At 61.7% G+C, this 12,171-nt stretch carries 9 protein-coding genes; 6 read left to right on the top strand and 3 right to left on the bottom strand.

The window, feature by feature from the left end:
- Nucleotides 1-29 precede the first annotated feature (29 nt).
- Together O3297_RS15055 and O3297_RS15050 are read right to left on the bottom strand one after the other, a co-directional pair.
- A complete protein-coding gene (locus tag O3297_RS15055) occupies nt 30-1,748 on the bottom strand; it encodes a methyl-accepting chemotaxis protein (protein WP_305049057.1) in 1,719 nt (572 codons plus the stop codon).
- 122 nt (nt 1,749-1,870) lie between these two features.
- On the bottom strand, nt 1,871-2,944 hold the full coding sequence (locus tag O3297_RS15050) for a patatin-like phospholipase family protein (RefSeq protein WP_099388810.1): 1,074 nt from the start codon (nt 2,942-2,944) through the stop codon (nt 1,871-1,873).
- A 203-nt stretch (nt 2,945-3,147) separates the two neighbouring features.
- On the opposite strand from O3297_RS15050, the gene O3297_RS15045 reads away from it, so the two are divergent.
- Nucleotides 3,148-4,005, top strand: coding sequence for a hypothetical protein (locus O3297_RS15045; RefSeq protein WP_305049056.1), 858 nt, complete (start codon nt 3,148-3,150; stop codon nt 4,003-4,005).
- Between the two features lie 67 nt (nt 4,006-4,072).
- Here the strand turns inward: O3297_RS15045 and tal are convergent, their stop codons facing one another.
- A complete protein-coding gene (gene tal, locus O3297_RS15040; RefSeq protein WP_034787048.1) occupies nt 4,073-5,008 on the bottom strand; it encodes a transaldolase in 936 nt (311 codons plus the stop codon).
- A gap of 207 nt (nt 5,009-5,215) precedes the next feature.
- Here tal and O3297_RS15035 point away from each other — a divergent pair, with 207 nt between their 5' ends.
- Genes O3297_RS15035 through O3297_RS15015 form a run of 5 tightly spaced genes read left to right on the top strand, consistent with a single transcriptional unit; the run spans nt 5,216 to nt 12,120 of the window.
- Nucleotides 5,216-8,017: a type VI secretion system Vgr family protein gene (locus O3297_RS15035; protein ID WP_305049055.1), complete on the top strand. Its 2,802-nt coding sequence runs from the start codon at nt 5,216-5,218 to the stop codon at nt 8,015-8,017.
- Nucleotides 8,018-8,030: 13 nt separating this feature from the next.
- Nucleotides 8,031-8,960 carry a DUF4123 domain-containing protein gene (locus tag O3297_RS15030; RefSeq protein WP_305049054.1) on the top strand — a complete coding sequence of 310 codons (930 nt, stop codon included), beginning with the start codon at nt 8,031-8,033 and terminating at the stop codon, nt 8,958-8,960.
- Nucleotides 8,961-9,000: 40 nt separating this feature from the next.
- Nucleotides 9,001-9,453: a DUF3304 domain-containing protein gene (locus tag O3297_RS15025; protein WP_305049053.1), complete on the top strand. Its 453-nt coding sequence runs from the start codon at nt 9,001-9,003 to the stop codon at nt 9,451-9,453.
- A complete protein-coding gene (locus O3297_RS15020) occupies nt 9,401-11,629 on the top strand; it encodes a DUF2235 domain-containing protein (RefSeq protein ID WP_244965291.1) in 2,229 nt (742 codons plus the stop codon). Before O3297_RS15025 ends, O3297_RS15020 begins: the two co-directional genes overlap by 53 nt.
- A gap of 35 nt (nt 11,630-11,664) precedes the next feature.
- The gene (locus O3297_RS15015; protein ID WP_305049052.1) at nt 11,665-12,120 is read left to right on the top strand and encodes a DUF3304 domain-containing protein; all 456 of its coding nucleotides are present in this window, start codon (nt 11,665-11,667) and stop codon (nt 12,118-12,120) included.
- Nucleotides 12,121-12,171: the final 51 nt, after the last annotated feature.

Raw genomic sequence — 12,171 nt, 5'->3', positions numbered from 1 at the left:
AACCCTTTTGACTGGCCCTGTTGCCAGTCTTAAAACTCTTCCCAATCCTGCTCGCCAGCCACCTGCGCCTGGGGCTTGCGCGCAGCAGGCGCGCTCCTGGCCGCGATGGCTGGCTGCCTGGCGGCGGCGCTCCTGGCCGCCGGCTTGGCCTGCTGGGTGGGCGCCGGCCGCGCGCTGCGTACCGGCGCCTTTGTCGCCATGTGTTCGAGCTGGAAGCCGGCCGCCACTTGCGCCAGGCGCGCAGCCTGGTCCTGCATGCTTTCGGCCGCTGCCGCCGCTTCCTCCACCAGGGCCGCATTTTGCTGCGTCACCTGGTCCATCTGCGCGATGGCCTGGTTGACCTGGTCGATGCCCATGCTTTGCTCGGCGCTGGCGGCGGTGATCTCGGCCATGATGTCGGTGACGCGGCGTACGCTGTCGACCACTTCGTTCATGGTGCTGCCGGCCTGATGTACCAGCCGCGTGCCATTGTTGACCTGTTCCACCGAGTCGCCGATCAGGGTCTTGATTTCGCGCGCCGCCGCGGCCGAGCGTTGCGCCAGGCTGCGCACTTCCGTGGCGACGACGGCAAAGCCGCGCCCCTGCTCGCCGGCGCGCGCCGCTTCGACGGCTGCGTTCAAGGCCAGGATATTCGTCTGGAAGGCGATGCCGTCGATGACGCCGATGATGTCGACGATTTTCGTCGATGCCGTGTCGATGGCGCCCATGGTGTCGACCACCTGGCTGACGATGCTGCCGCCCCGTTCGGCCACGCTTGACGCGGCCACCGCCATCTGGTTGGCCTGGCGCGCATTGTCCGCATTCTGCTTGACGGTGCTGGTCAGTTCCTCCATCGACGATGCCGTCTCTTCCAGCGAACTGGCCTGCTGCTCCGTGCGCGCCGACAGATCCTGGTTGCCGGCGGCGATTTCGCCGGAGGCCGTGGCAATCGCATTGGTGCCCGTCTGCACTTCCGACACCACCTTGCGCAGCGCCTCGTTCATGCCCTGCAGCGCGCGCATCAGGTCGCCGATTTCATCGCTGGCGGGCGTGCCGAAATGCGTGCGCAAGTCGCCGTCGGCCACCGTTTCAGCCACCTTCACGGCAGCCTTCAATGGCTGCGTGATCGAGCGCGTGATCAGCCAGGCACAGACGCTGCCCAGCGCCACCACCAGCGCGCACAAGGTCAGCAGCAGGGTAAAGCTGCGCCCGTTGGCTTCCTCGATCGCTTGCGCCGTGGCGTCGATGGCCTGGCGCTGCTGCGACAGCAGGGCCTTGACGTTGTTCTGGTACTTGGCGGCGGCCGGCGCGAAGCTGTCGCGGTAGGCGCTTTCCGCCTGCGCCGCGTTGCCGGCCTTGCGCGCATTCATCACCAGGGTCTTGGCATCCTGGTACTTGACGCGTTCGGCGATGGACGACTTGAAGATGGCTTTTTCTTCATCGCTGTCGAGCAGCGTCTCGATTTTCTTCAGCAGTTCGCTGCCCTGTTTCGTGCTGTCGGCGATGGTGTCGGCAAACACGCTCGACAAGGTTTCATCCGTGCTTTTGGCGATCATCGAGGTGCGCGCGATGGCCGAGTAGATCAGCACGTACCAGTCCGATACCAGGCGTTCCTTGGCCAGCGGTTTTTCCATCATTTGCCGCGTCGCTTCGGCATTCACATGGGCGCTGTACAGCGCGTACGAGGTGGAGATCACGGACAGCAGCAGCACCAGCGCGAAGCCTGCAGCCAGGCGCGTGCCGATACGAAGGTGGGAGAGGGCGTGCATGGTTGAAACTCCTGTCGCAGAGGGATTGAAGGTTGCCTGTGCGACATAGTATGCACTGATAAGTGACCAATAGGCGAGGGAAAAGCGCGCTTGTTTTGGCGCGTGTTGCAGTCTCGCCCTTGCTACAGATCGAGCGCCTGGCGCAGGTCCGGCTGCTCTGCCCAGCGGGCGAAGGCGGCCGCCATGCGCTCGCTTTCCGCGATGGCGCGGCGCCAGTCGCGCATGCGCGCCGCGTGGTCCTGCCCGTAATGGGGGAAGTCGCGCCGGTCCGGCAGTTTGCCATTCGGCAAGCTGGCCACGAAGGCGGGCGAGGGCGAGACGAGGATCATGTTGTCGAGTGCGCTATCGCCGCTGCGCGCGCGGCGCCAGGGCATGGCCTTGTCCAGCCAGCCCGGCACGATATGGTCGGCAAAATGCGGGTACAGCACCAGGTCCGGTTCGCGCTGGTAGGGCAGGTGCAGATGGTAGTCGACCAGGCCGCCGTCCCAGTAGCGCCCGGGTGGCGCGCCGGCGATGTCCGTCACGGCATCGAGCACCAGCGGGATGGAGCCGGAGGCCAGCAGCGCGTCGCGCAGGTTCTCTTGCGCCAGGGGCACGAAATGCGAATGAAAGGCGTCGAAGCGCGAGCGCAACCAACTGGCGCCGTCCGGCCCCGCATGGAACACCGCGCGTTCCAGCGAGGCGGCCAAGTGCGCCCGTGCCACGGCATTGCCGGCGGCGGCCAGCAGGAAGCCGCGCCGGTCGCGCCATTTGCCCGGCTGCGCCAGCGCGCCGATGCCGCGCACGGCCAGCACCGACAAGCTATGGCGCTCGTGCCGCAGCAGCTGCGCATCCTGGCCATCGAGGACCGCGTCGAGCAGGGCGCGGCAGGTGCGGCTGACGTGCGCCGCATCGGGCTTGTCAGGATAGCGCTGGCCCACGTATTCGCGCACCAGGCGGCGCTGCGCGGCCACCGGGTCGGGGAACACGGCGGCGGCCATGCGCCAGGCGCCGATCGAGGCGCCGACGAAATGGCGCGGGCGTGGCGCCTGGGCCAGGAAGTCGCCGAACAGCCAGCAATCGAGCTGGTGCAGGATCAAGCCTTTTGGCCCGCCTGCGGCAGCAGGGACGATGGCGACGTCAAGCGCGCGCAAGCCGTTGTCGGCGATGCGCGCCCGGGCGCGGCGGCCCAGGCGGATGGTGATCGGTGATTGCATGAGTAGTCGTTGACGGCCTGTGGCCAGCTATTTTACCGCCAGCGTGGCGTCACGAAACAGTCGCGCTCGTTATAGTCACATTGTTAGTATTAGTAAATTTCTTTAAGGCAACCATTCTCTTGAGAAATGTTGCATAATATTGGACGTTGAATTTTTGGCATGTGCCAAGGATTCCTTATGCCCTGCTTTTTTATTGGAATCGTATGCAATTGAATCACGCTTTTGTTTTGACCCTCATCGCTGGCTCTCTCGTTGCCTGCGGCGGTGGCGGCTCGTCCTCCCCAGCTGACCCGGTGGTCGCCGTGAATCCACCCGTGACGCCCGTAGTACCTGTTGCCCCCCCAGTGGTGCCTGTCACGCCGACCGCCACCGGCGAAGACACGGGCTCCGTCAGCGCCCGTTTCGTCAATGGCGACAACAGCCGTTTCGTCTTTACGTCGATCGGCTTGCAGAGCAATGGCAAGGCCAGCACGCTGGTGCAGGACGCCTCCGGCGCCTTGAGCACTATCGGCAGCATCGTCCTGACGGGCAATCCGTCCGTGACGCGTGACATCAGCGGCGACGCGGCCTTCGCGCAGGGCCGCTGGTTCAAGGGCGCGTTCAGCAATATTTCCGGCGCCACGACCTTGACCGGCAATAATGCCAGTGCGCATTATGTCGCCTATAACGTGCTCGCCGCACTGCCAGCGACCGGTACGTTGACCTGCGATGCCGGTGCGTTCACGGCGCCAAGCTATACGGGCGGCAGCAGCGTCTCGTCGACCGCTTACTTCGGCACGGCCAGCGGCACCGCCAGCGTATCGTTCGATGCTTCCGGCGCCAAGGTGGCGCTGTCCCTCGATGCCAGCGCCGGTGGCAGCACGGGCAAGGTGAGTGCTGCTACCAGCATGGCTTCGGCCGCGTCGAGCAGCATCACTGGCGGCTACCTGTCGAATGGCACGGGCGCGCAGCTGATGCTGGGCGACGGCGGCGCTGGCCGCTATCTGCTGATCGCCGCTTACAAGGCGCAGCTGGCCAATGGCGCCAATTACCAGGGCGTGGCCACCTTCCGCTGTTCCTGATCACGCAGGCATGAAAAAAGCGGCGCCGTGCATTGCACGGGCGCCGCTTTTTTTATGCACGTCGTGATTAGCGCAGTGCCGAGATCATCTGTTTCAGCTTGCCGGAATCGACGCAGAAGGCGCGGATGCCTTCAGCCAGTTTTTCCGTCGCCATCGCGTCCTCATTCATCATGAAGCGGAAGGCTTCCTCGTTCAGCGACATTTGCACGATGTTGGTCGATGGCGCCGCTTCGGCGCTCAGCTTGCGCTCCACCGGCGCATCGCTGTCGGCCAGCTTTTGCAGCAGGTCGGGGCTGATGGTGAGCAGGTCGCAGCCGGCCAGTTCGAGGATTTGCGACGTGTTGCGGAAGCTCGCGCCCATCACCTCGGTCTTGTAGCCGAACTTGCGGTAGTAGTTGTAGATGCGGCGGACCGATTGCACGCCTGGATCTTCCGCGCCCATGTAGTCGATACCCGTCGATTTCTTGTACCAGTCGTAGATGCGGCCGACGAACGGAGAAATGAGCTGCGCGCCCGCTTCGGCGCAGGCGATGGCCTGGGCCAGCGAGAACAGCAGGGTCATGTTGCAGCGGATGCCTTCCTTTTCCAGGATGGCGGCGGCGCGGATGCCTTCCCAGGTGGAAGCGATCTTGATCAGCACGCGCTCGCGTGGAATGCCGGCGTTCGAATACAGGGCGATCAGGTCGCGGCCCTTGGCGACAGTACCTTCCGTGTCGAACGACAGGCGCGCATCGACTTCGGTGGAGACGCGGCCGGGGATGGTTTGCAGGATTTCCACGCCAAACGCGATCAGCAGGCGGTCGATGATTTCGGCTGTGGAGGCGTTCGGATGGTCGCGCACGGCCTTTTCCAGCAGCGGCTTGTATTCATCCTTTTGCACGGCCTTCAGGATCAGCGACGGATTCGTCGTCGCATCGCGCGGCGTGTAAGCCTGGATCGATTGGAAGTCGCCGGTGTCGGCCACCACGGTAGTAAATTGCTTCAGTTGTTCGAGTTGGTTCATGGCTGCACGGGAAAGAGTGAATGGGCTTGCCGGAGTATTGTACCGAATCCGTTGCATCAAGCATCGACTAATGTCTTCCCCGTGCGCTACTTGCTCAATTGAATCTTGCTTTTTTGAGAACTCGCGCATAATTGCCTGGAATTGTTTATTTTGCACACTGTTCTGATAAGCAATGTGCGATGCCACACTCCAGATGAAGAGCATCTTTTGACACAAGATATCGTTAGCGCAGTGGCCGCCTTCAACGGCGCGGCACGCCTGTATGCATTGGCTATCGGCGACGATGGTCAGGACAGCGGCTTGCTGGTCGAAGCCTTTGCCGCCGACGAACGGCTGCAGGAGGTCGGCGCGCGCGACATCATCGCCTTGTCCACCAGCGCCCATGTTGCGCTGGCGTCCCTGCTGGGCCAGCCGGCCAGCCTGCATATCAGCCTGGCGGACGGCACGCGCACGCAGTTTTCCGGCTACATCAGCGAAGCGGCCATGCTGGGCAGCAATGGCGGCCTGGCGCGCTACCGCCTGCGCATCACGCCTTGGTTGTTTCTGTTGACGCAAGTGCGTAACAGCCGCGTCTGGCAAGATCGGAGCGTGATGGCCATCGTCGACGAGGTATTGCAAGCGTATGCGCCATATGCGCTGTGGCGCTGGAGCGACGAGGTCGCGTCTTTCGTGCAGGACGTGGGCGAACGCAGCTATTGCTGCCAGTACCGCGAATCGGATTTCGATTTCGTGCGCCGGCTGCTGACCGAAGAAGGGCTGGCCTGGCGGTTTGACGATCAGACCATGGTCGTCTTTGCCGACAGCAGCCAGGCTTGCGCCACGCCCGAGGACGCCAGCAGCGCACAGGCGGGCGGGCTGCGCTTTCATGGCGCGCGCGTCGGCGAGCCGGGCGACAGCGTGCAAGCCTTGAGCGCGCGGCGCAGCCTGCAGCTGGGCCTGAGCAGCGTGCTCAGCTATGACTACAAGGCGAAAAAGGCCGTGGCCGCCAGCGTGCCGGCCAACATCGCGCTTGGCGGCAAGAACGCGCCGGTGCTGGAAAGCTACGACACACCGGGCCAGTACTGGTACGCCAGCGCCGCCCAGGCGCAGCGCTACGCGCAGTTGCAGATGCAGGCCCATGAAGCGCGCGCCCAGCTGTGGCAGGCCCGTTCGACCGTGCGCACCCTGCGCGCCGGCACGCGCTTTACCCTGACGCAGGGACCGTTACCGCAGGCCGATGGTGCCGCGTCCGAATATGTCGTGCTGCGCGTGGCCAGCATCGGCGTCAACAACCTGCCGGCGCCGGCCCTGGAGGGATTGGCGGAACTGTTCGGCCCGATACCGGAATTGCTGGAAGAAACCGTGGCAGAGTGGGGCGCAGGATTTTCCGATGTCGCCGCCGCGATCGCCCAGGCGCAAACCAGCGGTTACGCCAACTGCATCGAGATGATCACCGCAAGCACGCCGTGGCGTCCGGTGCATGACAGCAACGATGCGCGCCAGCACGCCACGCCGACCGCCCTGGGCAGCCAGAGCGCCATCGTCGTGGGCGCCGATGGCAATGACGCGGCCAGCGGCGCCGATGAAATTTATTGCGACAGGCTGGGCCGGGTGCGCATCCGTTTCCACTGGCAGCAGGAGACTGGCGCGACTTGCTGGGTGCGCGTGGCGCAGCGCGCGGCCGGCGGCGGCATGGGCAGCCAGTTCCTGCCGCGCATCGGCCAGGAAGTGCTGGTGCAATTCCTGGAAAACGATATCGACCGGCCCGTCATCATCGGCGCGCTGTACAACGGGCAGGGCGAGGGCGGCACCAAACTGACCCCGGGCGGCGTCGGGGGCGAGTCAGGTGACGCTGGTGTTTTCCAGCCGGCACACGATCACGCGGTAGCCGGCCAGGGCAACCTGGCGGGCGGCAACAGTCCGCTGTGGCATGGCGCCGCAGGCGCCAGCGCGGCGCACCGCAATGGAGCAGCGCAATGGGGCATCCGCAGCAAGGAGTTCGGCAAGGCGGGCGGCATGGCCGGTTACAACCAGCTGCTGTTCGACGACAGCGACAGCCAGGGCCGCGTACAGCTGAAAAGCAGCCATGCGGCCAGCGAACTGAGCCTGGGGCATCTGATCCACGGTGCCGACAATTACCGTGGCAGCCTGCGCGGCGCCGGCGCCGAGCTGCGCACCGATGCGTATGGCGCGGTGCGCGCCAGGGCGGGTCTGCTGGTGACCAGCTATCTGCTCGGGCACGACGCGTCGCAGCGCGATCCGGCCGGCGACAACGGATCCGGCATTGCCCTGCTGAAACAGGCCGTGATGCTGGGCGACACATTTAACACCGCCGCCAAGACGCATCAAACGGTAACGTACGCCAGCCATCTTGGCGCAGAGACGCCGGACGCCAGCGTGCTCGACAACAAGGCCGCGCCGCTCAAGGCGATGCTGGCCACTGTGGCGGGCATGCACGACCAGTTGCCACAGACCAAGGACGCCATCATCGCGATTGCCGCCAGGGCCGGACTGGGCGTTGTCGCGGGGCAAGACATGCAACTGGCCAGCGGCGAAACCGTCACACTGATGAGCGGCCAGGATACCCAGTTCACCGGCGGCGGCCAGTTGCGCGTGCACAGCGGTCAGGCCATCGGCGCCCTGGGCGGCGTGGTCAAGGCGGGCGAGAACAATATCGGCCTGCAGATGATCGCCGCCAAACAGGCCATCGACGTGCAGGCGCAGGCCGACCTGCTCAAGGTGCAGGCGCGCGAGGAAGTCAATCTGATCAGCGCCAACGCGCATATCGACTGGGCGGCGGCAAAAAGCATCCGCCTGTCGACTGCGGGCGGGGCGAATATCACCATCGAGGGCGGCAATATTACGATTCAGTGTCCGGGCAAGATCACGGTGCATGCCGGCAGGAAGAGTTTTATCGGGCCGACACGGCTCGCTTATCCATTGCCGGCGCTGCCTGCCAGCGTCTGTAAAGCGTGTCTGCTGGCAGCGTTGCGTAGCGGTAGTCCGTTTGTCGCACCCACGGCAGCCTAGAAAAGGAGCCCTGATGTACTTTGCCATCGATGTTCCCGACCCAGAAGTTCCAGCGCTGATCGCGCAGCAACTGCAGGCCTTGCGTGCGGACGCGGTAGTGGCGAACGGCGGCCAGCCCCTGCATCTGCTGGCGCTGCTCGACGGCGCCTGCGACGAGGAATTTTTCACCAAGCGCTACCCGAGCCGCTTGCGGCACCAGTCGCTGTATGCCTATACCTCGCTGCAAAACTTCAAGAGCGCCGCACCGCATTTAATGGCGGCGCCATCGGCAAGCAGCGAGCAGGCCGCGTGGCTGCAGCGCCTGTTTTCGCTATGCGCAGGCAAGCCCATGCTCAGCATCATCGCCAGCACGCTCAATATCGACCGGCTGGAGCAGCATCTGCGCCCCTATTTGATTGCCATCACGCCAGATACCGTCGAATGGCCAGTGCGCTGGGCCGATAGTCGCACATTGCCGGCCTTGCTGGCGGCCTTGACGCAAACCCAATATGCGCATTTGCTGAGTCCCATCTACCGCTGGTGGTCGCTGCGGCGCGATGGTTCCCTGATCAGTTGGCAAGGCGAGGCTCAGCCCAGTCCCGTCCCTGCGGAGTTTGATAAATTTCCCTTGAACGACATCGCCTTTGCCTCCTTGGTGGATACCGCCGAGGCCGACGCCATCCTGGCCAATCTGCATGATGTGCAGCCGGACCTGTTTCATTCAGGCACCCCGGCCGAGTGCCATGCGCGCGTGGCGCGTCATTTGCTTGTGGCAAATGCCAGCGGCATCGAGGCGGCGGGCCTGCGTCAGCATTTCAGCGCCCTGGCTTTGATGCTGGCCGATGATTTCACCTTGCATCCGGCGATGGCCAGTCTGCTGCGGCGGACGCGCCAGGGTGCGAATTACCTGTCCGAGCTCGACACGCTGCCCGACGATTTCTGGCAGGCGCGATCAGCTGCCTAGCCTTGTTCATTCAACTGCTTACTTTGATAAAAGGAAAATCATGAAATGGATTATGTATCTTGGCACCGCCTTGCTGCTGAGCGGTTGTGCTGTCAAGGCAAGGCAGGTTGAGCAAGCCGGGCCAAGTCCTACCGCGACAGCGCAGGTGGGTATTGTCAACCATACGGGGAAGTATATTTATTCCGCGTCGGTGGATGGGGCAGGAGGTGCCAATATGGCCAGATGGGGAGCGGGAGGGGCTGATGTTTGTTGTGCTTCTATTCCGCGGGTATGGTATCCGGGAATGAAAGTCCGGGTGCGCTGGGATATGCCGGAAGAACATACGCATATTGTCAAAGAAAAAATGGTGGAAGTGGAAAAATACGATGAGCCCGGGGATATCTATATGCATTTTTTTCCCAATGACGAGGTGAGAGTTGTCGTGTCAAATGCGGGAGGGGGTGCAAAAACTCATCCTATTCTTCACTCCGGGAAACCTGCCAATATTCCTTGATATCATGATCAGTGAAACTCCCCATTCCGCGCCGTTTCCCGTCGATTTCTTTCTCAAACCGTCGACGAAAGAACAATCCGAAATTGCCAAGGAGGCATGTGACAATAAAGATAATGCACCGTGCAGTATTCCAGTAAGGGTTGGACTTTTCTTTGATGGAACCAATAATAACCTGGAGCGCGATAGGAATGGGGTTAGGACAGGCGTGCTCGACCCGAAAACAAAGAAGCCTATTCCTATAAGTAATGTTGTAGTCGACGCCAATAATGCCAGTCATAGTAATGTGGCGCGGCTATTTTCAAGTTTTCCATCGAATAAACGGGGTGCGGGATATTTTCGAAATTATATTCCTGGCGTCGGAACTCCATTTGCGGAAATCGGTGAATTGACTGAAACGGATGAGGGGAAAGCTTTTGCCAAAGGAGGGCAGCCACGAATTGTGTGGGGATTGTTGCAGGTTTTAAATGCAATTCATCGAACGGTATATGGAGATGAAACTCCATTATATAAATCAGATAAGGCTGGCGAACTTGCCCGTACTTATGATAATGCCGTAGGCCACAAAAAGGTGCCGCATCCCTCAACCGGCAGGGAGCGTTTCATGACCCACTCGGACTGGTTCGCTGAGCATATTGAAAAACTAAGGGAGGCGATGGTGGCACGGCCCAAGCCGCATATCCCATCGCTGACCCTGTCCGTGTTCGGTTTTTCGCGGGGTGCCGCCGAGGCGGTGGCGTTTTGCCAGCTGTTTGCCGATTTGCTCACGCCGGGTGAAGGTGAGGTGCAGAAGTTTGCCGGCATCCCCGTCAGCATCGATTTTCTTGGCGTCTTCGACACGGTGGCAACCGTGGGCAGTTCGGCGTCTGTCGCGAAAACCACGATTGCGCCTGGCGCGATGTTCGATGGCCATTGGGCCTGGGCCAATGAATTGCTCAAACCGCTGCCGTCCTGCGTCCAAGCCGGCTTGCATTGTATTGCCACGCATGAGCAGCGCATGAATTTTCCCGTCACGCGCCTGACAGGGAAGATCGAGGAAGTGTATTTTCCTGGTGTGCACTCGGACGTGGGAGGCGGCTATGGTCCGGGCGAGCAGGGAAAGGGGCGTGGCGGACAAGCGGCCTTGCTGTCGCAAATCCCACTGGCACATATGTTCAAGGAGGCCCGTATCAAGGGCGTGCCCTTGATACCGTTCAGTGAACTGGAGGCAACGGACCGAGATGATTTTCAGGTCAGTCAAGAGCTTGCCAAGGCATGGGAAGCATATACCGCCGAGCTTAACAAGCAAGGCGCTTTGCTGAGCAAGCACATGGAGCTGTATTACCGCTGGCGCGCCGTGCGCGTCAAGACCTTGGAAGCCACGGCCAGCTTCAAGGCAGCCAGCGCGCAGGAGCGCGAGGATCTGGGCTCCTACAACCGCTTGCTGGCGGGCGATCTGGAAGCGCTGCGCGCACGCAAGGCCTTTCGTCATGGCGATGAGGAGAAACCGTTCAGCGCCCGGGATATTGCGCGCATCAATCACTGGCAATACTATCGCGCCCAAAATCACACGCCCCTGGATGAATGGGAAGCATGGGCGCTCGATATATTCGATCACCCCAAACCGCTACCGCTCGAAGTGATGCGGTTTTTTGACGATTATGTACATGATTCCCTTGCCGGCTTTTATATGGCGGGCGAAGTGACGGAATACGACAAGCGGGCCAAGATCGCCTCGTTCGCCAATAAACCGCCTGAAGACGGCTTTTATAAACGCGCGTATGAGCTCAGCCGGAAGACGGAAGCCGCGCAACTGAAGCAGAAGAATGGCGAAGCATTGACGCCGGATGAGGAAGCACTGGTCAAGGAAGCGCAGTATGGCACGCCCTACCCAATCCGTACGGATGCCGACAGCGCCGCCATGCGCAGCGCGGTGATCACCACGCAAACCTATACGCGTCGCGAGGGTGGCGGCTATATCTTGCGCCGAGGCTATTATCCGCAAAGCGGCTTCTTCCGGAAAAGCGTGCACGAAAACGAGCTGCAACGCATGCCGACGGCCGGCATCAAGGCAAAAGAAGTACCCGAAGAATTCGTATGGAGCGACAACTTAACACAGGATATTGCGCAAGCCAAAGTCGATGAAGAAATTTACCTGGCGCAGCAGCGCTACGCAAGCCGGGTCGAGGCGCTCGCATAGGGCGTGAGTTCTGCACGGCTGGAGCCGAAAGGAAAATGATGAAATGGATTATTTATCTTGGCGCTGCCTTGCTGCTGAGCGGCTGCGCGTTCAAGGCCAGGCAGGTTGAGGAAGCCGGCCCAAGTCCTACCGCGACGGCGCAGGTGGGTATTGTGAACCATACCGGGAATTTCATTTACTCCGCGTCGGTTGACGGGGCTGGAGGGGGGAATATGGCCAGATGGGGGGCGGGACTTGCCAATATTTGCTGCACATCCATTCCTCGTGTGTGGTATCCGGGAATGAAAGTCCTGGTGCGGTGGAATATGCCTGAGGGGCATACCGACGTTATCAAAGAAAAAATGGTGGAAGTGGAGAAATACGATGAGCCCGGGGATATCTATATGCATTTCTTCCCCGATGACGGGGTGAGGGTTGTCGTGTCAAATGCAGGCGGACGTGCAAAAACGCATCCTATTCTCCATTCGGGAAAACCTGCCGATATGCCTTGATGCCTGTCGCGGAAAGGATCGATCCCCACCAGCGAGGCTGGCGCCGATGGG

It is taken from the genome of Janthinobacterium sp. SUN128, assembly GCF_030587275.1.
GTDB lineage: Bacteria > Pseudomonadota > Gammaproteobacteria > Burkholderiales > Burkholderiaceae_D > Janthinobacterium > Janthinobacterium lividum.
The sequence above is the reverse complement of the archived record's forward strand: the minus strand, read 5'-3'. Positions and strand labels throughout refer to the sequence as shown.